Below are 24,332 nucleotides of genomic sequence, written 5' to 3'. Positions count from 1 at the left end.
TATGGATTATCAACTACTTCTGGCAGTAATTGTGGGGATTTCGGTCTTACTTTTTTTAATCCTTAGGCTTAAAATTCAGGCGTTTCTAGCACTGCTTATTACTTGTATTGTAGTAGGTGTAATTGCTGGAATGGAACCGAAATCTATTCTCGATTCTGTAAAGAACGGAATGGGAGGAACCTTAGGTTTTGTAGCAACAGTAGTGGGACTCGGAGCTTTATTTGGCGCTATTTTAGAACGATCAGGAGGAGCACAGCGACTAGCAGAATCCTTATTGAAAAAGTTTGGGATAGATAAATCTCCTTGGGCAATCATGCTCACGGGATTTTTTGTGGCTATTCCCGTATTTTTTGATGTAGCATTTATCATTTTAATACCTATCGTTTACGCATTACAGAAGAAAACGGGAAAGTCCTTGCTTCTCTATGCTATTCCGCTGCTTGCGGGACTTGCAATCACGCATACTTTTATACCACCTACACCAGGACCTATTGCTGTGGCCGAAATTTTAGGAGCCGATCTTGGTTATGTTATAATATTCGGGTTTTTAGCCGGTTTACCTGCGGCTGTTATTGCTGGGCCATTACTTGCACGATATTTATCAAAAAGGATGCATATCACATCTCCAGAAGATATGGTGACAGAAATGGAAGTGCCAGCAAATGCACCAAGTGCAGGTAGCATATTACTTATAATAGCGATTCCTATTTTCTTAATAGTATGTAATACTGTACTTAACAGTCCACTATTTCAGGAAGGAACTTTACCTAGTTGGCTGATTTTTGGAGCAAATTTACTAGGTCATCCATTTGTTGCACTTATCATTGCAAATGTTGTTGCGTGGTACTTCTTAGGAATTAAAAGAGGATTTACTAGAGATGAACTTCTTGATATTTCAACAAAATCTCTCTATCCAGCTGGAGTTATTATTTTACTAACCGGTGCCGGTGGAGCTTTTAAACAAATACTAATAGATACCGGAGCAGGAACAATGATTGCCGAGAGTTTAAGTGGTGACTTCTTTCCTCCTGTGGTTTTTGGTTTTCTCGTTGCGGCTATTGTAAGAGTATTGCAAGGAAGTGCAACGGTGGCTATGATTACCGCCGCTGGAATAACAGCTCCGTTGTTAGGTTTAACAGAAACTAGCGCGCCACAGCTAGCAGTGCTTGTAATTGCAATAGCTTCAGGTGCTAGTATATTTTCTCATGTAAATGACAGTGGCTTCTGGCTCGTGAAGCAGTACCTTGGTCTCACAGAGAAAGAGACATTTAAGTCATGGACAGTTATGACTTCACTTATCGCAATTGTAGGACTTGTTGTCTCTACAATACTTTGGTTTATAGTATAAATTTAATTTCTTCGAAATGAGAATAGTAATATTTTTTTTAAGTTTTATTATTTGCTCTTGTGGCAATGCAGAGTTAGTAACAGTCAATAGAACTCAAGTTCAAAATGAGAAACCTACAGATTTAGAACGGAAAACTATAGAGAATCCTGAGTATTCAAAAGGAGATGTTACTAGTTTATATATCCAAGCTGCAAATTTCGGAGCCAAAGGTGATGCTATCCAATTGGTTGATTTTAGTGTAAAAGGAAATGAACTTAGGTCAAATTCGGCATTATTTACAGATGCGGATAGAGGAAAAATAGTAAGTATTGCAAGTGCAGGTGGTGGTGGTCAACATTTATTGAGCACTATTTATAAGGTAATAAATCCTACCACTGTATTATTGAATGATCGAGCTTTAAATAATGTTAGCAATGTCATGGGGAGTTATGGCACTGATAATATAATACCATTGCAAGATGCCATTAATGCATCAATCAAAGGCGGTTTAGATTTACGTGTAAATGAAGGAGTATATTTAATTGGAGACATAAATTCTAAAACAAAACAGACATCACTAAGAATTGAAATGACTCAATCTGGTCAAAGTTTTAAACTGATTGGTGCTGGAAAGAATAAAACTGTTTTCAGAGAACTTGATGGTAAGACACAACGTTTTGGGAGATACACTAAAATATTTTACCATTATTTGAATAATAAAAATAATATTAATGAGATTGAACTGTCAGATTTTTCAATTGATAAAAATGGACGATCATTGACAAAAATTCCATCTTCACTATATGAATGGGAGCAAGCGCACGGTTGGTCTTGGGCATCTAGTAAGAATGCTCCAGAAAGAATAGAATCAATCAAACTTAAGAATCTTGAAATTATTGATAAAATTGGAGCGGGTATAAATTTTTCAGCTGCCTCTACAAAAGTGGGTCGGGTAATTATAGAAAATATTACAGAAAAAGATTTCAACGGCTACAATCGTCCAAATTTAAAGTATGGACAACGAGGTGATCTAGAAATAAGCTGTTTTAGTGATAATATTTTAATGGAGAATCTTGACTTGAGATATATACAAGTTGAACCTGTCGCGAGTTCTGTATCTACAAGAGAAAGGCAGAGGCATGCTATCATGAGAAATAGTACTATTAGCACTATTGAGTATACGGAAGGTGATTATGGTGATCCAATGTATAGTTCATTGAAAGTAGACAATGTAACCTCTACTGATTTTGTAGTAAGATCTATCCGCTTTGAAGCCGTTAATAGTACGCTAACGATTAAGAGACTACTAAATTCGGTAGATGGAGTATTTGATAATTGTAAAATCTTATTACCATACGATATCAATTCTAATACAATTAAATCTGTAAATGCCTCCTATTTAACAACGCTTGGTAAGATAAAAAATAAAATTCTTTTTAATAATTGTTCATTTACTATTGATAGTAATAATAAAAATATAATTCCTAAAGGATTTGCCATTTATCCGAGTAGTAAAGTGATGGATGTAACATTAAATAGTATCAGTATAACTAATAGCACATTTGATAAGCGCTTAGAGGGTTCTATATATGCTTATGGAAATGGTGAGTGGAATTTAAGTAATAACAAACTAGCTGGCAAAAAAACGATTATTACAGGTGGAAGTTATGGTGTATATGCTAGTGCTTTAAATCTGTCAAATAATACGATAGATGAGCTTTCATCAGGTTCTATATATGTTAACAATAATAACCAGTTGTGGACTATAGATTTCAGTAGAGAAAATAAAGCTGTAGAAGAGAGATTAAAGCTCAAGAAGCCTGGTATCTTTGAGCCTAGACAAATAAAAAAATAAGATAGATATTAAAAAAAAAGAGCTAAATTTTTGAAAATTAGCTCTTTTAATTTAATGAGTGTTGCGCTTTCGCGAAAGCGAACTACTATATCCCTGTATAATTTTGAGGAGTAATTGCTTTTAATTCTTTCTTAATTGCCGTGCTTACCTCAAGTGTATCTACAAACTCAGCCATAGACTTTTTTGTGATTTTACTATTTACTCTAGTAAGTGCTTTAAGCGCTTCGTAAGGATTAGGATATCCTTCTCTTCTTAGAATAGTCTGGATAGCCTCTGCTACTACAGCCCAGTTATTCTCTAGGTCGGCAGCGATTTTTTCTTCGTTTATTAATAGTTTATTCAATCCTTTTACGGTAGAACGTAATCCTATTAATGTATGTCCTAATGGTACGCCTATATTTCTTAATACCGTACTATCCGTAAGATCTCTTTGTAGTCTTGAGATAGGAAGTTTTGCAGAAAGGTGCTCAAAAATAGCGTTTGCAATACCTAAGTTTCCTTCACTATTTTCAAAGTCAATTGGGTTCACTTTATGCGGCATTGCACTAGAACCTACTTCTCCAGCTTTAATTTTCTGTTTGAAGTAATCCATAGATACATAGGTCCAGAAATCACGATCAAGATCTATTAAAATCGTATTAATACGCTTAAGTCCATCAAATAATGCCGCCATGTGATCATAGTGCTCTATTTGTGTAGTAGGGAAGGAGTGATGCATTTTTAGCGTATCATGTACAAATGACTTACCAAATGCTCTCCAATCTATAGATGGGTATGCTACTTTATGTGCGTTGAAATTTCCTGTAGCACCACCAAATTTTGCAGCACTAGGAATATCATTCAATAAGTTGAGTTGCTCCTCTATACGAACTACAAAAACCTCAATCTCTTTTCCTAAACGAGTAGGAGAAGCTGGCTGTCCGTGTGTACGAGCTAATAAAGGAATGTTTGCCCACTCGTCTACAAGCTGCTTAAGGTGATCTACAACCTCCAGTAATTCTGGAATATATACTTGATTCATCGCGTCTTTAAGAGACATCGGGATCGCAGTATTATTAATATCCTGAGACGTTAATCCAAAGTGGATAAACTCCTTGTAAGATGCAAGGTCAAGTGCATCAAATTTTTCTTTGATAAAGTATTCTACCGCTTTTACATCGTGGTTTGTTACTTTCTCTATGTCTTTTATTGCTTGTGCATCTTCTGTAGTGAAGTCTTGGTAAATTTCGCGCAAAGCGGTAAAAACACTTTTATCTACACCTTCAAGTTGCGGAAGTGGTAGCTCACACAAGGCGATAAAATATTCTACTTCTACTTTTACTCTGTATTTGATAAGTGCGGCTTCAGAAAAGAAAGGAACTAAAGTTTCTGTTTTTGAGGCGTAACGACCATCAATAGGTGAGATGGCTTGAAGTGGTGACAACGACATTTGTTGTGATTTTAGTTAAGGGACAAATATATATAGAAGACTTCGTCTATCCGAATTCTAATGCAAAAATCGACAGATTATAATAGGCCTCTTGCTTTAATTTCTAGATATTTATTAATAGTACTTACCGTGAGATCATCTGGCTTGGTTAATATGGTTTGAATACCGTATTGTTCAAGTCGAGCAACCATTACTTTTTTATCAAGATCTGCTTTTTGGGCAATCGTTTTATGATACACTTCTGGAAGTGTGTCGGCAGGTGTTGCAATGAGCTGATCGAGTTCTGTGTTTTGGAAAAAGATAACCACCAAGACATGTTTTCGCGAAAGCGCTTTTAAATAAGGTAACTGTCTTTCAAGCGCAGTTATGTGCTCAAAATTTGTGTATAATAGTAGTAAGCTGCGTTGTGTGATTTTACGTTTTACCTGGTTGTACAACGCACCGTAATCACTGTCCAAAAACTTAGTGTCAATATTGTAAAGCACCTCTAAAATGGTCTGTAAGTGTGTTTTCTTACTACTCGCAGGAAGGTGGTTTTTAATAGTCTCTGCAAAGGTGAGCATCCCCACTTTGTCTTTTTTCTTTAAGGCGATGTTAGAAAATGCTAGCGTACTGTTAATCGCATAATCCAGAAGCGTCAGGCCTTTAAAAGGCATCTTCATCACACGGCTAGCATCTATAAGCGCATATACAGGTTGCGACTTCTCGTCTTGAAACTGATTTACCATTAGGCTCGCACGCTTTGCCGTTGCTTTCCAGTTAATGGTACGTGCATCATCACCAGGGACGTAGTCTTTAATTTGCTCAAACTCCATCGTGTGTCCCAGGCGGCGTATTTTTTTCATGCCGTGCATAGTAAGTCTATTGTCTAGGGCAAGAAATGCATACTTTTTCATTTGGATAAAAGATGGGTACACCTTTACCATCTGATCTTTCTCAAAGCGGTAGCGACGTTTTACAAGTTTAAGCTTCGTACTCACATAAACATTGAGATGCCCAAAGGTGTACTCACCACGCTCTGTAGGACGCAAGGAATATACAAATGATCTTGTTTCTCGTGCTGGGATCTCAATTACTTTACTAAAATCACGTTTTTGAAACTGCTCTGGTATTTCATCTATAATATCAAGCGTAACTGCAAATGGGTATTTATTCTCAAGGATTACAGGAAGCTCATTTGCATCACTGTTAGAGAATTTTTCTGGTAGCTCTCTTACACCTTTTATTTTTCCGCTTGCGCGAAAAAGAACTAATGCATCCACAAAAAATGCGAGCACCAATAATAGCAGTAAGATATTAGTGATTCCAAATAGGCTATTAAACCAATAGGAAATTAAATAAAGCACACCTATAACTCCCAGCGCATAAAAGAGACGCTGGTGAACAAAAAAACCTTTTATAAATCTTATAATACCCACTATTATCGTGGTATTTCAACAGATTGAACAATCATATCGATCACTTGCTCTGTGGTCATTCCTTCCATTTCACGCTCTGGAGCGAGTATTAAACGGTGACGCATTACTGGTATAACCGCACGTTTTACATCTTCTGGAATCACAAAGTCTCTACCTGCAATAGCAGCAAATGCTTTTGAAGCATTCATGATAGCAAGTGATGCACGAGGAGATCCTCCAAGGTATAAATGTGGATGCGTTCTAGATTTTACAACAATCTCTGCGACGTAGTTTAAAATCTTTTCTTCTATAAGCACTTCTTGCGTTTGCTTTCTAAAATCTGCAAGCTTAGCTGGATTAAGTACAGCCTCAATACCTTTTTGTGGAGCACCACCTTTACGATCGTGATGACTTTGTAGTATAGCTACTTCTTGTTCTAGCGTAGGATAATCTACTTTAATCTTAAATAGAAAACGGTCTAGCTGTGCTTCTGGTAGTGCATAGGTTCCTTCTTGCTCTACTGGGTTTTGAGTTGCAAGCACCATAAAAGGAGGTTCCATGATATATTTTGTGCCATCTATAGTAATCTGGCGTTCTTCCATAGATTCAAAAAGTGCAGCTTGTGTTTTAGCAGGTGCACGGTTAATCTCATCAATAAGGACGATATTTGAAAATATAGGACCTTTCTTAAATTCGAACTCGCTAGTTTTCATATTAAGAATCGAAGTTCCTAATACGTCACTTGGCATCAAGTCTGGTGTAAACTGTATACGTCCAAACTGTGTGTCTAGAGTTCTTGCAAATAACTTTGCCGTTACTGTCTTTGCAATACCAGGAACACCTTCTATGAGAACGTGACCATCAGAAAGTAAAGCAACAATGAGGAGCTCTATAAATTCGTGTTGCCCAATAATAATTTTACCAAGCTCTGCTCGTATTGCTTCGGCAGCATTGCGTAGTTCTTCTAATGGGATTCTATTAGTAAACGCGATTCCTTCATCTGCTTGATTTACATCTTGCGATGGAGAAGGAGTAGCATTAGTGATTCCATCTGTTGTATTATCTGGATCTTGTGGTGTGATATCGTCCATTATTTTTGATTTTTAAATGCTTCTATGCGTTTATTAAGTTCTAATAATTCTTCCTGACTTATGATTTGCTTAGCTCTTAAAGCCACCATATAATTAATCAGTAATTTAGTTTGCTCTAGCGTGTTGCTGCTTTTGGATGCTAGCTTATTGATAAATCCTTCACTTATCACATTGGTGTCTAGAGCATAGTTACTGCGTATGAACTCTAGAAAATGACTTATTTGATGACTCACGATGCTCTTGTGATCTTTCTTATCAAGATACATTCCCGCAATAGTCTTTGTAAATGTGAGCGTCTGGTTAGGTAGTGGTTTTATAATTGGGATAGCTCGCTGCTTGCGTCTCCCTTCAAATACTACCCATAAAAAGGCACCTATGAGCAAGATGTAATAAGCCCACTTCAAATATCTGTTCTGAAAGAATATATACAGCGGACTCGTATAAATGGTTTTACCATTTTTATAATGATTATCCCAGTAAAGCACTTCATTCTGATCTAGATAGGAGAGTACATTTTTTGTGTACGTATAATTATCCTCTCTCAGTATAAAATAGTTAGTAAACGTCTCAGGCATAAGATGGATGACAATCTCACCTTTGCCAAAATCTTGTTTTATAAAATTTATTCTAGGCTCTGCGACGGTTATGGTGTCTTTGTCAACCATAAGGCCAAACTCCCCTAAGGCAACGGTATTTAGAGTATCTACCTCTTCAAAAAAACCAGCGGTGGTCTCTACATCATGATAATAAGGAGTTTCTCTACGTAAGCTTGGGTTTACGAGATTTACAAGTGGCTTGCGCTCAAAATTATCATAATCATAATATAGATCAGTTTCTAGTGATAAGGTATCTAGTATCGTCTCGCCTATTCCTCTTGCTGCAATAAATAGCGTGTTACCCTCACTTACCCACGATAACAGTTTGAGCGATTCATCTTCACTAAAAAGGATGTAATCATTTACAAATAAATAAGTGCCATGCGCATCCGAGCTATCTGACATAAACTCATAAGGAGGTATGCGCACTTCCTTAAACTTATCCTTTTGCCAGTTGTTTTCTAGTAGATCGTGTAACACATACGTTCCGTATGGAATTTTATCAGTCTTTGTATAACTTGGATACCAGTTTATATCTTCCTTAGTACTTGACTCCATATAAATAACGAGTGCAAGAGCAAGTAGCAGCACACCGGCAATTACTTTAAATTTATTGCTCATAGCTCATTATTTATTTGGGTGAAAGATGTTTTTGCTTTCGCGAAAGCGGTCTCATCGACCTCAAAATTTCCATACCAGATATAGTCGTAAATATCTGTCACTTTTCTGAACTGGTTTCTTAAATTAAGATCTTCTATCTCGAATAAATAGTCATGATTTGTTTTCTGTACTTGCCAGTCTATAAGATCTTGAGCACTCATTTTCTGAAGTACACGTAGATAATAAAAACGCACAGCTAGTCTATAATTACCAGCAGCAATAGCCTGCTCAATGAGTTGGTCCAGGTCTTGTCGCTTTATGAGTTCCTCATCATCAGATAATAATGTCTCCGGAGCTTTTATTTTTTCCATTAATAAGGAACCGCTATCTATTTTCATAAATAGCCATACAAAGAATACTAGTAAACCTATGATTAGCAAATAGGGTAGTAGTTCTACTATGACTGCCCAGATACCAGACGCTTCATTACCACCAGTAAGCCAGCGTATGAAGGCGCTATATAGGTCATCAATTTTTCTTTTAAAGCGTGTCCACCAGGTATCTTCTGGAGTCGCTTCTTTATAATTGAACTCATCGTCTTGTTTGTACTCATCAAGACTATTTTCAGAGATGGGAAGCGGTGTTACTGATCCTTCATCATAAGAAATAATACCACGAGGATCATGATAGGTATTTTCGGGATAGATTACTTCCTCTTCAACGATTTCCTCTGTAGTAGTTTCTTCTTGAGTTTGTTGTATAGCAGTAGCTTTCGCGTAAAGCGAACATAGAAACAGTATACATAGCAACCACAGTTTATGCATTATTGCTGCCTATATTGTTTATTTGATCAAGACTTCCTGTCTGATTTTTACGCTCGTTAAGGTTGAAATAAATAAAGTTTGTAGAGATAGCGAGTATAGTGTATAAGATATAGTTCATTGCAGAGGCAAGAACCTGTAACACAAGATAAACATTGTCAAAAAGCGCTGTAGGATCACCCATAGAACCAGATTGTACACTAGTTATGGTCTTAATAAGCGTATAAATAACCACGGGAACTTGAAAAACAAAGCCAATTACTCCAATTAAAAAACCAATGATGATAAGCGTTATAAACGTCATCCACCATTCATCTTTAATCAAGCTTGAACTCTCTTTTATAGCTTCCTTTATGCTAAGATTCTTGTTTATAAGCGTAGGAAAGATCACACTAAGCTTAACATAAACATAAATTAATGGAAAGATAGCTAGTATCACAACTAAGACACCTATAGCCTCAGATCCTGTTGCAAATATGGCACCACCTAATCCCACAGGAACTAACGCTACAACTAGTATGATCAATAAGTTTGTAAAACCTAGACCTAAAAAAGTACCAGTTTTTGACTTAATAGTATCTACTACTGTAGTAGGATCAGGAACGTTACCTCCAGCGATGTATGCTTTAATATATTCAGAAACGCTTCCGTAGAGCATTGAGTTGTATATAATACCCACAATGGCAAGGCATACAACGGAGATGAAGAAGGTACTCATGTCTGATCCATCACCAAAACTTGTTAAGAAATTTGCGCCCGCCGTAGCTTTGGTGTAAAATCCTACAGCAACAATGAGAAGAATAAAAGGGATGGCACAAGTGCGCACAAGTACAGAAAGAAGTGGTTTTGCATTACGGCGTAAAAAGGTGAATGTGTCACTTATGATCTGGCCAAGTTCACGCTGTTTTCTAAATTCCACTAGTTTAGTTAAGGTCATTAATTATAAATTTTCAAGATTAGGAACAAGCGCTAGTCTAGCAGCTTCTTCTTTATGTTTTTTAATAGGGTAGTACACGTAATAAAATATGATTAAAGCGAGAGAGCTTGCGATAATTACAATTGCAAGCCAGTCTGGCATTTCTGTATGTCTTGTTACAAACCCTTCTAGAAAGCCTGCTATCACAAAAAGAGGTATGGTGCTTACAACGATTTTGAGGCCGTTTTTCATTCCTCTTTTAAACGATTCTAGGCGTGTGTATGTCTGAGGAAATAAAATAGAATTACCTAGCACCATGCCTGCGCATCCTGCTATGATTATTACTGAGATTTCTATAGTACCGTGTATCCATATGGTACGCACAGATTCCCAACCTACGCCTTGCTCAAAAAAGAAATATTGAAAACTGCCCAGCATGATAGCGTTGCGCATGATGATATACAACGATCCTATGGTTAAGAAGATTCCGTAAACAAACGCCATCAATGCGACTTTTATGTTATTAATGGTAATTCCTAAAAACATATTGAGTTCTCCTTGTTTTTTATAAACACCCATAGGATCGCCTTTCTCAATATTACTGAGGGTCATATTGACATAACCATCACCCATAATGCCCCTTACAAAAGACCCATCATTTGCAGCGCTGTAAGCGCCTATAATACTAAACAGTAAAAAGGTTAAAAAAGCGATAAGCAGTTGTCGCTGGTAGCGATACATAATAAGCGGGAACTCCTCTGTAAAGAATGTTATAAAGCGCTTGCTTGACTCACGCTTTGTCTTGTATATGATTTGATGTGACTGAGAGGCAAGGTGATTTAAATACTCTAAAGTCTTGCTTTGAGGATAAAATGTTTGCGCATAACTAAGGTGATCTGTCACTTCCATGTAAAGACTAGATAGCTCATCTGGATGAATCTGATCTTTGTTGACCAGAACACTTTCAAATGTTAACCATTTATCCTTATTTTGCTTGACAAAAGCAGCTTCACGCATATACACCTTGTTATAGAGGTAAAGAAAAAGAATATATGGATAACTTTCAAATAGAAACCGCCCAAAATGTAAGTATTTATCAGAATGTTGCGAGCATAGGCGATCGCATTCTTGCATTCCTAATTGATGGATTGATTTTGATTGCTTATTGGATTCTTTCTTTGTTTTTAATAGCACAGTTTGGTCTAGACTCCCAGTCTATGGGTGATTTATGGGTTTACTACATGGTGTTGGGCTTGCCTATTTTTCTTTATTACATTCTTTTTGAAACATTCTGGGACGGAAAAACACCCGGAAAAGCGGCAATGAAAATTAGAGTAGTCAAGCTAGATGGTTCAAAACCAGGTTTTGGAAGCTACTTTGTACGATGGATTATGCGCATTATTGATATTGCAGGTTCCTCTGGGGGTATTGCCGTTGTAAGTATCTTGATAAGTGAGAAAGGACAGCGCTTAGGAGATATGGCAGCAGGAACTACCGTAATAACAGAAAAGAAACGTGTGCGTCTTTCCGATAGTCTCATAGTAGATATTCCTTTAGATTACGTGCCTACTTATCCTCAAGTTACCGTCTTTAATGATAAAGATGTACAGCTTATTAAAACACTATTTTTAAATGCTAAGCGCAACGGTAATCACAATGTGATTGTAAAACTAGCAGATAGGCTCAGGGAGAAAATGGATGTAACTACTCCAGACGAGAATAATATTCAATTTGTAGAGCGTGTCCTTGCAGATTATAACTACTACACACAGCAATAATGGAGATTACTACAATTATTGATATACTCGGGACAATATCCTTTGCAATATCTGGTGCGCTCACGGCTATGCGTAAAAAAATGGATGTTTTTGGCATTCTTATTATCGCGCTTGTCACTTCTGTAGGTGGTGGTACTTTGAGAGATATACTCATAGGGAAAACCCCTGTGAGCTGGATGCTCAATATGACGTTTGTGTACGTAATATTTGGAACGACCATCATAGCTATTATTTTTAGAAGTCAGCTCAAGTATGTGAGACGTTCCTTATTCTTATTTGATACGATTGGGATTGCTCTATATACGATGGCGGGAGTGCAAATTGCAAGTGCAGCAGGGTTACATCCCGTAATATGTGTAGTGCTAGGTACTATTTCTGCATGTTTTGGTGGAGTGTTGCGTGATATATTATGTAATGAAATCCCTGTAATTTTTCATAAAGAGATATATGCCACCGTATGTATACTAGGCGGAAGTATCTATTTGTCACTTGAAACTTCTGGCTTACCTAAGGTATACGCCATGCTTATTGCAGGCAGTATCACTATTCTTATAAGAACACTCGCTGTAGTAAAGAAATGGAGCTTACCTAGTGTTTATAGGAAACAGCAAGCATAAAAAAAGGTTTCTGCGCTAGCAAAAACCTTTTAAAACCTAATAGACTCTTTAGAAAACAGGTTTAAAATATTTTAAAGGCTAATTCAAATAATTTATAAAACCAAATGTTAGTTCCAGTGTTGAGACTACAGTATATACTCATAGACGAGAAAAAGTGAGCAAAGTTTCAAGGCAAGTATTGAATTAACAATTTTTTAACCTGGGAAGGCTTATTTGGACTGAAAAGCCTCAAAAAACAAAATCCCGAGACTCGAGTTCTCGGGATTTCTTTGCTAGGTATCGTTTTTAATAAACACTAACCATCAAAACGAATTAAAAACGTCCCTAACAAATAAGTTAACTTACCCTATAGACGGTTTAATTGAGTCAACGTTACACCATAATTATTATTTAACTTTACCTTATGTTAAAAGCTACCATGGTCATAGGCGCTTCATTGAAGCCACAGAGATATTCACATAGTGCAATTATACGTTTAGATGCTCTAGACATTCCTGTCATTGCTATAGGTCTAAGAGAAGGAAAAGTAGGCACTACGCAGATTATAACATTTGATACAGCAGTCGCAAAATGTGATACTCTCAAAGAAAATTTGGATACCATTACTTTGTATCTCAATCCACAGCGTCAAGAGGAGTATTATGATTTTATCATAGACCTCAACCCTAGGCGTGTGATTTTTAATCCAGGAACAGAGAATCCTGCATTTGCCATGAAATTACAATCTAAAGGTATTCTTACAGAATCTGCATGCACCCTTGTTATGCTCGCTACGGGTCAATACTAAAGCGGTAGTTTTTCTAATTACGCTTTCGCGAAAGCGTACCCATTATTTCTTAATAAAAAGTAGTCCTAAGAATGTTAAGGCGCCATTCAAGATCAATATAAAGAAGCCAAATTCAAACCCAACCGTAGAAGCAAAAGCACTTATAAAGTAGGCTAGAATAGGCGAAGCAATCGCCACAACAGGAACAAACTTGTCGTTCACATTCCACTTTGTAAATAAGCCGAAGGCATAAAGTCCTAATAGTGGACCGTAAGTATATCCCGCAAACGTAAATAACTTTGCAATTACAGTAGCATCAGCAATCACATATTTGAATATGATGATTACAAGAATAAGTACTATAGACATAGCGATATGTATGCGCTTGCGTATGGCAACTTGTCTAATTGCGTCGTATTTCTTTTCAATCTCTAGAATATCTATACTAAAGGAGGTAGTAAGTGAAGTAAGTGCGCTATCTGCACTAGAATATGCTGCTGCAATTAATCCTAGTAAGAAAACAATAGCCAGTCCTATTCCTAAGCCGCTATTTACAGCAATGGTAGGGAAGAGTTGGTCTTTGTGAGCATCGATTCCATTTTGAGAAGCATATACAGTAAGCAATAACCCTAAAGCAAGAAAAACAAGATTTACAATGGTAAGCACAATGGTAAACCAGAACATATTTTTTTGTGCGTCTTCTAGATTGCGACAAGTAAGATTTTTTTGCATCATATCTTGATCAAGTCCTGTCATTACAATAGAAATAAAAGCTCCAGATAAGAATTGTTTTACAAAGAAGTCACCGCTTTTCCAATCGTCAAAAAAGAAAATCTGACTCATATCACTTTCAGAAATAAGATTGACTAAGGCACTTGCACTTAGTCCCATCTCGTCACTTACAAAGTAAATAGCAACACCTACTGCGATAAGCATAAAGAGCGTCTGCAAGGTATCTGTCCACACAATAGTTTTGATACCTGCTTTAAAGGTATATAACCAGATAAGCAGTATAGTGATCGTAACTGTAACAAAAAACGGAACTCCCATCTCATCAAACACGAGTAGTTGCAACACGTTTGCTACTAAATATAATCTAAAACTTGCGCCTATAATTCTACTTAATAAAAAGAAGGAGGCTCCCGTTTTATAAGAGTATGTACCAAATCTTCCTTCAAGATAAGTATAAATAGAGGTAAGGTTGAGCTTATAGTAGAGAGGTAGGAGTACAAGACTTATGACTGCATAACCCACAGTGTAACCAAGTACGACTTGAAAGTAACTAAAGCTTGATGCCTCAATCCATCCAGGTACAGAAATAAAGGTAACTCCAGATAACGAAGCACCTATCATCCCGAAAGCTACAAGATACCAAGGGGATTGCTTTCCAGCTTTAAAAAAGTCTGTGTTAGAATCTCCTCTACTTGTAAGGTAACTTATAAGCATTAAGATACCGAAGTATCCTCCAATGAGAAGTAAAATATGAATGGGTTGCATACATGAATCGTTAGGTCATACGAATATAGCCTTTTGATAAATAATTGCAGATTGTAAGAATAAAATTATCTATATAATTACTACCTATTACTCATAACGCAATGACTCTACAGGATCAAGCTTAGCTGCTTTTATAGCAGGAAACAATCCAGATAGAATAGCTATGACAAAAGTGATAATTGTGGCCGCAATGATTGCTCCCCAAGGAGTTGTAAATACAAACCCAGCGACAGAGGCTATTAGTGCTCCTATACTTATACCAAGTATGATTCCTAGAAGTCCGCCTAACTGTCCAACGATAATTGCTTCATAAAGAAATTGAGCAGCAATTACAGATTTTTTGGCGCCCAGAGCTTTTCTCACACCTATCTCCCGTGTACGCTCTGTTACAGAAACGAGCATAATATTCATAAGGGCGATACATGAGCCAAAAATGGTGATAATACTAATTACCCAGGCGGCAACACCTAGTACACCAGTAATCTCACTAATCTGATTAATCAGGTCATCACTGCGTCCTATCCCAAAGTTATTCTCTTCTATAGGTGAGAGTCCGCGTATGTTTCTAAAGGTGAGAATAGCTTCTTCCTCGGCACTATCTATATACTCGGCATCTTCTACCATCACGCTCACATTATAATTAATGTTTGCTTGAGTATACATCGTTCTCGCCACTTGTATAGGGATAAGCACGCGTAAATCTTGATTGTTACCAAAGGTGGCACCCTTTTCCTCAAGCATCCCGATAACGTTAAACTTAGTACCACGCACACTTATCGTTTTGCCTATGGGGTTGTCATCTTTAAAGATATTCTTATAAAAATCACTTCCTAGTATACACACTCGTGTATTATTATCGATATCGAAAGAAGTAAAGTTTCTTCCTTTTTCTAGCTTGAGTCCGGAGTTGTTTAAGAAGTTCTCATTTACACCCACCACACTTGCTTCTGGATCTGTTTTGTCACTTTCGTACTTCACTTCAGCACTACGTGTTCCTTGAAAAGAGATAGCTGTAAGCGCAGTAGGGTAGTTATATTGTTCCGTAAATTCTTTTACTTGACGATAGCCTATAATCGGGTTAATTACTTGCTTCTCATCAGAGCGTCTAGAGGTAAACTCATAACGTTGCACATTAAACGTATTACTTCCCATACTTGCAAAATCTGAGCTTATCGTATTCTCAAGCGCCTTTACAAGGCTAAGTATACCTACTAAAGCCGTAATACCTATCGCAATAATAAAAACGGTTAAGACAGTTCTAAGGAGCTGACTTTTGATACTATCAAAGGCAATACGAAGATTCTCGCGGAAGAGTGAAAACATATTTTTAGATCAGAATTGGTTGGAACAATTTACAATAAGACTATCAAGTGGTCAAAACGTTACCATTATTTCTCGATTCTTTTCAGTTTTAGCTATGAGGAGCATAAGCGGTAGTGCATATTTGCGAGGGTTTCTTCCCGCTTTCCGTTGCAATTCCTCAGCATGGCTAAGCCATTGCTTGCGGGATTTACACTACAATCAGGGCTAGAGAGCATTGTTTTTGCGTAGCGAATAACTGTCGTTAACGAGTATGAACTAAGAAGTCTTGTCAAAGTTTTAAAATCTTGCTCGCAACCCCTCATTTTTTAAGATATTTGTGCAATGCCGTTTGGTACAGTTAGTAGTGGATTTGCAGGGATTTGACTGTAAACATCTTCTCAGCAATGATTAATGTAAACAGCATTTGGGGCTTTTAAATCACATTTTCGCGAAAGCGTAAGCAGATCATTCTTTGCAACAGTATTTCTCTATGAAGAGAGAGTCAGGGAGATGTAAGCAAGAGTAATAGCCTCTAGCATAATTAAAATGTAAGGTGATACTCTAAAAGAATCAATTACCAGATTACCAAAATAAAAACGTAAAGGATTAACGTCTAACATATAATATGAGTACAAAACCTTCTATACCTAAAGGAACCAGAGATTTTTCACCAGAAGAAGTTGCAAAGCGCAGCTATATTATGAACACCATACGCACGCAGTTTCAGCGTTTTGGTTTTCAACCTATCGAGACGCCTAGTTTTGAAAACAGCAGCACGTTGATGGGTAAGTATGGAGAAGAAGGTGACCGCTTGATATTTAAGATTCTTAATAGTGGTGACTATTTACGTAAGGTGAAGGATGACGCTTTCGTAAAAGCGGACTCAACAGCACTCACACCACAAATCTCAGAAAAAGCACTTCGTTACGATCTTACCGTGCCTTTTGCGAGATACGTAGTACAACATCAGAATGATATTGTATTTCCATTTAAGCGTTTCCAGATGCAACCCGTATGGAGAGCAGATCGCCCGCAAAAAGGACGTTTCCGTGAGTTCTATCAGTGTGATGCAGATGTGGTAGGAAGTGATTCTCTATGGCAAGAAGTGGAGTTTGTACAGTTATACGATGCTGTTTTTAGCGCATTAAAGCTAGAAGGAGTAACTATCAAGATGAATAACCGCAAGGTGCTTTCTGGTATTGCAGAGGTGATAGGCGCGAGTGATAAACTCATAGATTTTACCGTAGCGCTAGATAAGCTTGACAAAATAGGAGAAGAGGGCGTTACTAAAGAAATGCTTGCCAAAGGCATTACTCAAGAGGCGATAGATAAGGTAGCACCGTTGTTTACACTTTCTGGTTCTTTTGGTGATCAGCTAGCAACACTTAAAACCTTGCTTGCAGATTCTGAGATGGGAATGGAGGGAATTAACGAACTGCTATTTATCAATGATGCCATTGAGAACTTAGGTTTACAAACAGCAACACTACAACTAGACGTAACCCTAGCCCGCGGACTTAACTATTACACAGGAGCTATTTTTGAAGTAAGTGCTCCAGAAGGTGTAAAGATGGGAAGTATAGGTGGCGGTGGTCGCTATGCAGATCTTACAGGTATTTTTGGACTTAAAGATATGAGTGGTGTAGGGATCTCTTTTGGTCTAGACCGTATTTACCTTGTGATTGAGGAGCTAGGCTTATTTCCAGAAGAGGCGACAGAAGGTGTTAAAGTGTTTTTTGTAAACTTTGGAGATCAAGAAGCTGGTTATGCAATGCAAGCGATAAGCAAGCTACGCCAATCAGGAATCTCAGCCGAGTTATATCCAGATGCTGTGACTAGCAATAAGCAAATGAAAAAGCAAATGACGTATGCAAATCGTCGTAATATTCCGTTCTTGGTACTTGCAGGAAAAGAAGAGATGGATGCAAAACAATACACACTCAAAAATATGGCAGAAGGCTCGCAAGAGACAGTCGGGATTGATGGGTTAGTAGAAGCTTTGAAATAAAATTTTGTTTCCTCCAATCCTAAAGGGAGTAAAAATTATAATGAATAAACCGAGCCACCCTTCAGGGTAGGGGAAAGCTCGGATGAATTCTTTATTCCCCAACCCTAATTGGAGTAAAAATTTTATAACGTATACACCGAGCCACCCTTCAGGGATGGGGAAAGCTCGTTGAGAATTTTTTATTTCCCCAGCCCTAAAGGGAGAAAAATTATAATTAATAAACCGAGCCACCCTTCAGGGACGGGGAAGCTCGGTGATAAATTTTTATTTTCCCCAGCCCTAAAGGGAGTAAAAATTATAATGAATAAACAGAGCCACCCTTTAGGGACGGGGAAGCTCGGTGAGATTTTTTATTTCCCCAGCCCTAAAGGGAGAAAAATTTATAATGAATAAACCGAGCCACCCTCCAGGGACGGGGAAGCTCGGTGACTAACGACTATTGACATAACACCTATGAACATCGATTTTAAAAAACTCCTTCCGCATATTCTAGTTGTCCTTGGCTTTATAGTCGTGGCGCTGGTTTACTTCAATCCGGTGTTGTCTGGAAAGCGTATTTATCAAAATGATATCAAGCTCTATGAAGGGATGGCAAAGCAACATCGTGATTTTAGAGCAGAGATGGGTGAGGAGACCTACTGGACTAATAGTGCCTTTGGAGGAATGCCTACATACCAGATGGGAGCGAGGTTTGAGTATGATATGATGGATAAGTTGGACCGTGTGATTCGCTTTTTACCACGCCCAGCAGATTATCTTTTTCTATATTTTATATCCTTCTATGTTTTAATGCTTGTGATGCGCGTCCCTTGGAAGCTTGCCGTAGTAGGTGCGCTTGCCTTTGGCCTGTCTACTTATCTCATCATCATTATAGGCGTAGGGCATAACTCAAAGGTGCACGCCATAGGCTATTTTCCGCTAGTTCTTGCTGGTATTATACTTACGTATCAAAAAAGATATCTCTGGGGATTTTTACTCACTGCCGTTGCAATGGGGCTAGAAATACAAGCAAATCACTACCAGATGACCTATTATCTAGGGTTGCTTTGTGTGATTTTAGGGATTGCATACCTCATAGATGCTATCAAGAAAAAACAACTTCCACATTTCTTTAAAGCTTCGGGAATATTAGTAATTGCCGTACTATTAGGTCTCGCTACAAACGCAACCACCTTACTTGCTACTGCAGAGTATGCAGAGACAAGTATACGTGGCGAGCAATTATTAAAAGATGACCTAGCCAAAGACGCCGTAGAAGACGGTCTAGGCTTTGAATATATCACACAGTGGAGTTATGGAAAGCTAGAGTCTCTCAATCTCATTGCATCAGATTTTATGGGAACTGGCACTGCAGCCGATTTAGGTCGTGATTCCGCTTTCGCGAAAAAGTTAAGCACACTAGGAGTGCCTCCTAACGAAGTAAGCTATTATGCTCAAGGAACGAGATTATACTGGGGAGAACAGCCCTTTGTAGAAGCTCCTCCATACCTTGGAGTAACAGTTTTTGCACTTGCATTATTAGGACTGTTTCTAGTAAATGGAAGATTGCGCTGGTGGTTACTAGCAGGTATGATTGTTTCCTTAGTACTGAGTTGGGGAAAGAACGCAGAAGGAATTACACGTTTCTTTATTGACTACGTGCCGTTATACAATAAATTTAGAGCGGTTACGAGTATACAAGTGATTTTAGAATTACTGTTACCTATCGCTGCAATGGTAGGTTTACACAGATTTTTAAACGACCGAGTAGATCAAGCCGAAAAGCAAAAGAAGTTACTCATTGCTATAGGTTCGCTAGCAGGTCTTTTTGTGATACTCTACCTTTTTAGCGGAAGCTTATTTAACCTACGCTCTGCCGCCGAAGGACAGATGGCCATCGAGCAACCAGAAATATTAAATGCCATAAAAGAAGATCGCCTTGCTGTATTAAAAAGTGATGTGTTGAGGTCTTTACTCTTTGTTCTTTTTATAGGAACCGCTTTGTGGTTAACGCTCAAGAAAAAAATTTCAGAAAACATTGCAATAATCACCATTGGTGCGCTCATAGTTTTTGACCTTGTAGGTGTAGATAGACGTTCTGTAAATGAAGAAAACTTTATCACCCAGCGACAGTATGATCAAAACTTTCAGATTACTCCCATAGATGAAGAAATCAGAAAGGATGATAGCTACTTCCGCGTGATTGATCTTGCTCGAGGATTTAATAATAGCCATACTTCGTACTATTTCAATTCGCTTAACGGATATTCTGCCGTACAACCGCGTACTATTGACGACTTATACAATCAGCAGATTGCTCAAGGGAATACGGAGGTGCTCAACATGTATAATGTAAAATACATTCTTCAAGATAGTGAGCAGGGAATGAGTATTAGCAAAAATCCAGAAGCAAACGGTCCAGCTTGGTTTGTAAATGAGATACAGTACGTGCCAGATTATAATGCAGAGTTTGATGGTCTTACTAAAGTAGACACAAAAAATACAGTACTCATCCGAGAGGAATACCGCGAGGAACTTGGAAACTTCCAGCCGCAACGTGATACCACGGCTGTGGTAAAAACTAAAGAGGTGCAGCCTAATAAACTCGTGTACCAAGTAGAAAATGGTAGCGACGGCTTTATGGTCTTTGCAGAGAACTATTACAAAAATGGATGGATTGCCACCGTAGATGGTGTAGAAACTACCATTTTACCAGTAAACTATGCCTTGAGAGGTATTAAAGTACCTGCAGGTGCTCATGAAATAACTATGACTTTTGAGCCACAAGTGGTAAAAACCGGAGGGATGATTATGCTAGGCAGTAGTTTATTACTTTTCTTACTAGTTGCGGGAGGAATATTATACACGATAAAAAATCGTGATACAGAAGCACATGCTTAATGAATAACAAGGTACTTATCATCGCATATTATTGGCCACCCGCTGGTGGTCCTGGTGTGCAACGATGGCTCAAGTTTACAAAGTACCTACCAGAATTTGGCATAGATCCTATAGTTTATGTTCCAGAAAATCCTAGTTATCCTATCGTAGATGATTCTTTGGTTGCTGAGGTTTCAGATAAGGTGACTGTGATTAAACAACCTATTAAAGAGCCGTATGGGTGGTCGAGTACGCTTTCGCGAAAGCAAACTAAAACCATCTCATCGGGCATTTTACCTAAGGAAGGAAAGCAGAGCTTGTTACAAAAAGCGATGCTCTACGTGCGTGGAAACTTCTTTGTGCCAGATGCTAGAGTATGGTGGGTAGCGCCTTCTGTGACATTTTTGAAAAGGTATATCGAAGAATACGATATTGAAAAAATCATCACTACAGGACCACCGCACAGTCTACATCTCATAGGCAACCAACTTAAAAAATGGAAACCCAACCTTAATTGGTTAGCCGATTTTAGAGATCCGTGGACGACTATTGGGTATCACGATAAACTCCGAATGACCGCCAAAACAAAAGCGCGTCACAAGCAGTTAGAAAAGCAAGTACTCACCACTGCAGATCATATCATTGTAACCAGCCCAGGAACAAAAAGAGAATTTCAAGCGATTACCGAAAGACCTATTACCGTTATCACAAATGGGTTTGACGATAGAGTAATTACTCCGCATCAACCTACGGAGCGGTTTGTATTATCTCACATAGGTTCTTTACTATCAGACCGCAATCCGGAGTTGTTGTGGAAGGTATTGAGAGAATTAAGTGATGAGTTACCAGCCTTTTCTGAAGCGCTAGAAATACAACTTGTAGGGAAAGTAAGTCAAGAAATCATTGACGCAATAACGGCAGCTGGTCTAGAGTCACAATTAAACCTTGTAGGTTATGTAAGCCACCAAGAAGCACAGCGTTTACAAGAACAAGCAAACGCCTTACTCCTCATAGAAATCAATGCCGAAAAGACAAAAGGCATCATTGCTGGAAAACTCTTTGAATACCTAAGCGCACAGCGACCTATAGTCGCTATAGGTCCAAAGGGAGCGGATATAGGAGCTATTATAGAAAAAACAGCAACAGGCAGTTTTGTAGATTACAGTCAAGAGAAAAAGTTGAAATCAGTAATTAAAGAGTTATTTACTGGTGACTACAAGTATGCTAGTGATGAAAACGAAGTAGCCAAATATCATAGGAGAGAACTCACAGCACAACTGAGTAATTTAATAGCGCAACTATAATGTCATAACGTGGGAATTGTATTAAAACAATCTTTTCAGAATCTTATAACGACTTACTTAGGCTTTGGACTAGGAGCTGTAAATACGTTGTTTCTGTACGTGAATTTTATGAGCGATACGTATTATGGCTTAGTAAGTTTTATTCTTTCTACAGCTTTTATTTTAGTGCCGTTTCTAGCTTTTGGTGTTCAAAATACGATGGTAAAGTTTTATTCTTCTTTTGAAGGAGAAGATCAAGATCGTTTTTTGAGTTGGATGCTGTTATTGCCATTATTCTTAATTATACCTCTTACGGGAATCACCTATTTCTTACATCAACAAATAGCAGATTTCCTTTCGTCAAAAAATGAAATTGTTTCTGGGTATGTTTGGTATATTTTCATAATAGCCTTGTCTTCGGCGTATTTTGAGATTTTCTTCTCTTGGTCAAAAGTGCAGCTCAAAAGTACATTTGGTAATTTTCTTAAGGAAGTTTTTCATCGTTTGGGAGTTACACTGCTGCTCATTTTACTAGCATTATCTGTTATTAGTGTGGACACTTTTATAATTCTTATTGTCGCTATTTATATAGTGAGAATGATAATCATGATGGTGTATGCCTTCAAGCAGCGTAGGCCGGTAATCACGTTTTCGCGAAAGCGTGCAAATACCACTTCAAAACTGGATGTACAGCGCTCTGCAATTGTTAAATATTCAACACTTATTATCATCGCAGGATCTGTGGCGACCTTACTTATAGATATCGATAAGTTTATGATAGGGAAATATGTGGCGATAGAGAATGTGGCTTACTATGCCGTTGCTATTTATATCGCTACGGTTATTGGAGTGCCTTCTAGAGCGATGCACCAGATTACGTATCCTATGGTGGCAGAGATGCTTAATAAAAAGCAGTGGAGTAAGATGCGTGTGCTTTACAAGAAGAGTAGCCTTAGCTTGCTGGTGATTTCTGGTTTGCTCTTTTTACTCATCGTATGTAACATTAAAAGCTTGTACTTACTTGTAGGTCCAGAGTATGCAACGGGCTTGTATGTGGTACTATTTATAAGCGCTTCAAAACTATTAGATAACTGCCTTGGTATCAACAATGCAATCATTTTTAATAGCGATTATTATCGCATCGTGCTAGTAATAGGTGTGGTTGCCGTGCTTGTTGCAATTGTATTGAATATGATTTTGATTCCAGCATTAGGGATTAATGGAGCAGGAGTTGCTACGCTTATTGCTACAGTAGGATATTCTGTTGCTAAGCTTCTTGTAGTAAAATCTAAATTCAAGATGCAGCCATTTTCAAAGAATTCGCTTAAGACATTTGGGCTGATTATAGGTGTGTTTTGTCTATGTTATTTTTGGGATTTTAATATAAGCCCAATAGTAGCAATTGCCTTAAAATGCTCGCTTATCACTATAGGATATCTATTGATTTCTTACGTGTTCAAGCTATCTATGGAGATCAATGTTGCCATGGATAAAGTACTCAACATCGTTAAAAAAAGAGGATAATTTATTCCATAGAAAAACCCCAGCCTGTAATGAAACAGACCGAGGCTTTAAAAAACCAACCAAAGTTATCGTTTAGTCATCGTCGGGATTATTCCTAACCTCTAATACGCTTATTATTTTTAGTATTCACTTTTATTTTATTTGCTTTATAAGGTGCGTTGTTTCCGCGTGCAAATCTTGAAAGCTTTACAATACGGCCGCTTCTGTTGTAGATTACATGCATGTCACCTACACGAGCTAGTTTACCATTTTCATAACGAAGTGCAACAGTACCTATTTGATTTACTTTTCCTTTTCGGTTATAGTTTATCACATTACGGCCTATTTGATAGATGTCTCCACGACGATCATATTTTACAAAGCTGTTACCTCTGTATGGAAAACTCACTCCGTAAGTTGTACCTGGTGTACTTTGAGCATATCCTCTGCGACCTTGATTGCGAATCTGAAAACGTTCTCCAGTACGAGCAAAATCAAACTGCCCATTTATAAAAACTTCAAATTCAACACCACGTTCTGTAAATGTGATAGACTGTGGCTGATTGTAACGTTTCCCTTTTTCTATAGATAGATCGAGATCTGTCACTGTGTTTGCTTGTGCAGTCATTCCTCCTAGGAACAATACTGCGAGTAATAGCTTTTTCATATTAAAAGTATTAGGGTTTG

General features: G+C 37.8%; 19 protein-coding genes. 9 read left to right on the top strand and 10 right to left on the bottom strand.

Going from position 1 to position 24,332, the window contains the following annotated elements; translation table 11 throughout:
• Position 1 precedes the first annotated feature (1 nt).
• Both SJY37_RS13625 and SJY37_RS13620 read left to right on the top strand, forming a co-directional pair.
• Positions 2-1,348 carry a GntP family permease gene (locus SJY37_RS13625; protein WP_298327936.1) on the top strand — a complete coding sequence of 449 codons (1,347 nt, stop codon included), beginning with the start codon at positions 2-4 and terminating at the stop codon, positions 1,346-1,348.
• 16 nt (positions 1,349-1,364) lie between these two features.
• Positions 1,365-3,182, top strand: a complete 1,818-nt coding sequence (locus SJY37_RS13620; RefSeq protein ID WP_379953227.1) for a hypothetical protein — start codon at positions 1,365-1,367, stop codon at positions 3,180-3,182.
• A gap of 85 nt (positions 3,183-3,267) precedes the next feature.
• Here the strand turns inward: SJY37_RS13620 and purB are convergent, their stop codons facing one another.
• The 7 genes from purB to SJY37_RS13585 all read right to left on the bottom strand — a co-directional run bounded on the left by purB (position 3,268) and on the right by SJY37_RS13585 (position 11,049).
• Positions 3,268-4,611: an adenylosuccinate lyase gene (purB, locus tag SJY37_RS13615; protein ID WP_013751973.1), complete on the bottom strand. Its 1,344-nt coding sequence runs from the start codon at positions 4,609-4,611 to the stop codon at positions 3,268-3,270.
• Between the two features lie 77 nt (positions 4,612-4,688).
• Entirely contained in the window at positions 4,689-6,023 is a 1,335-nt protein-coding gene (locus tag SJY37_RS13610; protein ID WP_379953366.1) for a DUF58 domain-containing protein, read from the bottom strand.
• An 8-nt stretch (positions 6,024-6,031) separates the two neighbouring features.
• Positions 6,032-7,099 (bottom strand): MoxR family ATPase, encoded by a 1,068-nt coding sequence (locus SJY37_RS13605; RefSeq protein ID WP_298327946.1) that lies wholly within the window; start codon positions 7,097-7,099, stop codon positions 6,032-6,034.
• Positions 7,099-8,316, bottom strand: coding sequence for a DUF4350 domain-containing protein (locus SJY37_RS13600; RefSeq protein ID WP_298327949.1), 1,218 nt, complete (start codon positions 8,314-8,316; stop codon positions 7,099-7,101). The genes SJY37_RS13605 and SJY37_RS13600 overlap by 1 nt, the downstream gene beginning before the upstream one ends.
• Complete coding sequence (locus SJY37_RS13595; protein ID WP_298327952.1) at positions 8,313-9,119, bottom strand: DUF4129 domain-containing protein; 807 nt, start codon at positions 9,117-9,119, stop codon at positions 8,313-8,315. The genes SJY37_RS13600 and SJY37_RS13595 overlap by 4 nt, the downstream gene beginning before the upstream one ends.
• Complete coding sequence (locus SJY37_RS13590; protein WP_298327955.1) at positions 9,112-10,053, bottom strand: glycerophosphoryl diester phosphodiesterase membrane domain-containing protein; 942 nt, start codon at positions 10,051-10,053, stop codon at positions 9,112-9,114. Before SJY37_RS13590 ends, SJY37_RS13595 begins: the two co-directional genes overlap by 8 nt.
• Positions 10,054-10,056: 3 nt before the next feature.
• A complete protein-coding gene (locus SJY37_RS13585) occupies positions 10,057-11,049 on the bottom strand; it encodes a stage II sporulation protein M (protein ID WP_298327959.1) in 993 nt (330 codons plus the stop codon).
• Positions 11,050-11,084: 35 nt separating this feature from the next.
• Between SJY37_RS13585 and SJY37_RS13580 the strand changes: the two genes are divergently transcribed.
• The 3 genes from SJY37_RS13580 (at position 11,085) to SJY37_RS13570 (ending at position 13,214) form a co-directional block, all read left to right on the top strand.
• Positions 11,085-11,810 carry an RDD family protein gene (locus SJY37_RS13580; RefSeq protein ID WP_298327961.1) on the top strand — a complete coding sequence of 242 codons (726 nt, stop codon included), beginning with the start codon at positions 11,085-11,087 and terminating at the stop codon, positions 11,808-11,810.
• Entirely contained in the window at positions 11,810-12,427 is a 618-nt protein-coding gene (locus tag SJY37_RS13575) for a trimeric intracellular cation channel family protein (protein ID WP_298327964.1), read from the top strand. The genes SJY37_RS13580 and SJY37_RS13575 overlap by 1 nt, the downstream gene beginning before the upstream one ends.
• 403 nt (positions 12,428-12,830) lie before the next feature.
• A complete protein-coding gene (locus tag SJY37_RS13570) occupies positions 12,831-13,214 on the top strand; it encodes a CoA-binding protein (protein WP_298327966.1) in 384 nt (127 codons plus the stop codon).
• 42 nt (positions 13,215-13,256) lie between these two features.
• On the opposite strand, the gene SJY37_RS13565 is transcribed toward SJY37_RS13570, so the two are convergent.
• Entirely contained in the window at positions 13,257-14,690 is a 1,434-nt protein-coding gene (locus SJY37_RS13565) for a sodium:solute symporter (protein ID WP_298327968.1), read from the bottom strand.
• 87 nt (positions 14,691-14,777) lie between these two features.
• Positions 14,778-16,013, bottom strand: coding sequence for an ABC transporter permease (locus SJY37_RS13560; protein WP_298327971.1), 1,236 nt, complete (start codon positions 16,011-16,013; stop codon positions 14,778-14,780).
• 604 nt (positions 16,014-16,617) lie between these two features.
• Here SJY37_RS13560 and hisS point away from each other — a divergent pair.
• From hisS to SJY37_RS13540, 4 genes are all read left to right on the top strand, one after another.
• Complete coding sequence (hisS, locus tag SJY37_RS13555; protein ID WP_298327974.1) at positions 16,618-18,000, top strand: histidine--tRNA ligase; 1,383 nt, start codon at positions 16,618-16,620, stop codon at positions 17,998-18,000.
• Between the two features lie 453 nt (positions 18,001-18,453).
• Positions 18,454-20,880, top strand: coding sequence for a YfhO family protein (locus SJY37_RS13550; protein WP_298327976.1), 2,427 nt, complete (start codon positions 18,454-18,456; stop codon positions 20,878-20,880).
• Positions 20,880-22,163 carry a glycosyltransferase gene (locus SJY37_RS13545; protein WP_298327979.1) on the top strand — a complete coding sequence of 428 codons (1,284 nt, stop codon included), beginning with the start codon at positions 20,880-20,882 and terminating at the stop codon, positions 22,161-22,163. The genes SJY37_RS13550 and SJY37_RS13545 overlap by 1 nt, the downstream gene beginning before the upstream one ends.
• A gap of 9 nt (positions 22,164-22,172) precedes the next feature.
• Positions 22,173-23,666 (top strand): lipopolysaccharide biosynthesis protein, encoded by a 1,494-nt coding sequence (locus SJY37_RS13540; RefSeq protein ID WP_298327982.1) that lies wholly within the window; start codon positions 22,173-22,175, stop codon positions 23,664-23,666.
• A 94-nt stretch (positions 23,667-23,760) separates the two neighbouring features.
• On the opposite strand, the gene SJY37_RS13535 is transcribed toward SJY37_RS13540, so the two are convergent.
• Positions 23,761-24,312 (bottom strand): hypothetical protein, encoded by a 552-nt coding sequence (locus SJY37_RS13535; RefSeq protein ID WP_298327985.1) that lies wholly within the window; start codon positions 24,310-24,312, stop codon positions 23,761-23,763.
• Between the last annotated feature and the right edge of the window lie 20 nt (positions 24,313-24,332).

It is taken from the genome of Dokdonia sp. R78006 (genome assembly GCF_042466145.1).
Classification (GTDB): domain Bacteria; phylum Bacteroidota; class Bacteroidia; order Flavobacteriales; family Flavobacteriaceae; genus Dokdonia.
The sequence above is the reverse complement of the archived record's forward strand: the minus strand, read 5'-3'. Positions and strand labels throughout refer to the sequence as shown.

Bases quoted from the DNA above. Each gene is read 5' to 3' on its own strand.
- SJY37_RS13625 (WP_298327936.1), top strand. From the start codon at position 2: ATGGATTATCAACTACTTCTGGCAGTAATTGTGGGGATTTCGGTCTTA.
- SJY37_RS13620 (WP_379953227.1), top strand. From the start codon at position 1,365: ATGAGAATAGTAATATTTTTTTTAAGTTTTATTATTTGCTCTTGTGGC.
- purB (WP_013751973.1), bottom strand. From the start codon at position 4,611: ATGTCGTTGTCACCACTTCAAGCCATCTCACCTATTGATGGTCGTTAC.
- SJY37_RS13605 (WP_298327946.1), bottom strand. From the start codon at position 7,099: ATGGACGATATCACACCACAAGATCCAGATAATACAACAGATGGAATC.
- SJY37_RS13600 (WP_298327949.1), bottom strand. From the start codon at position 8,316: ATGAGCAATAAATTTAAAGTAATTGCCGGTGTGCTGCTACTTGCTCTT.
- SJY37_RS13595 (WP_298327952.1), bottom strand. From the start codon at position 9,119: ATGCATAAACTGTGGTTGCTATGTATACTGTTTCTATGTTCGCTTTAC.
- SJY37_RS13590 (WP_298327955.1), bottom strand. From the start codon at position 10,053: ATGACCTTAACTAAACTAGTGGAATTTAGAAAACAGCGTGAACTTGGC.
- SJY37_RS13585 (WP_298327959.1), bottom strand. From the start codon at position 11,049: ATGCGTGAAGCTGCTTTTGTCAAGCAAAATAAGGATAAATGGTTAACA.
- SJY37_RS13580 (WP_298327961.1), top strand. From the start codon at position 11,085: ATGGATAACTTTCAAATAGAAACCGCCCAAAATGTAAGTATTTATCAG.
- SJY37_RS13575 (WP_298327964.1), top strand. From the start codon at position 11,810: ATGGAGATTACTACAATTATTGATATACTCGGGACAATATCCTTTGCA.
- SJY37_RS13570 (WP_298327966.1), top strand. From the start codon at position 12,831: ATGTTAAAAGCTACCATGGTCATAGGCGCTTCATTGAAGCCACAGAGA.
- SJY37_RS13565 (WP_298327968.1), bottom strand. From the start codon at position 14,690: ATGCAACCCATTCATATTTTACTTCTCATTGGAGGATACTTCGGTATC.
- SJY37_RS13560 (WP_298327971.1), bottom strand. From the start codon at position 16,013: ATGTTTTCACTCTTCCGCGAGAATCTTCGTATTGCCTTTGATAGTATC.
- hisS (WP_298327974.1), top strand. From the start codon at position 16,618: ATGAGTACAAAACCTTCTATACCTAAAGGAACCAGAGATTTTTCACCA.
- SJY37_RS13550 (WP_298327976.1), top strand. From the start codon at position 18,454: ATGAACATCGATTTTAAAAAACTCCTTCCGCATATTCTAGTTGTCCTT.
- SJY37_RS13545 (WP_298327979.1), top strand. From the start codon at position 20,880: ATGAATAACAAGGTACTTATCATCGCATATTATTGGCCACCCGCTGGT.
- SJY37_RS13535 (WP_298327985.1), bottom strand. From the start codon at position 24,312: ATGAAAAAGCTATTACTCGCAGTATTGTTCCTAGGAGGAATGACTGCA.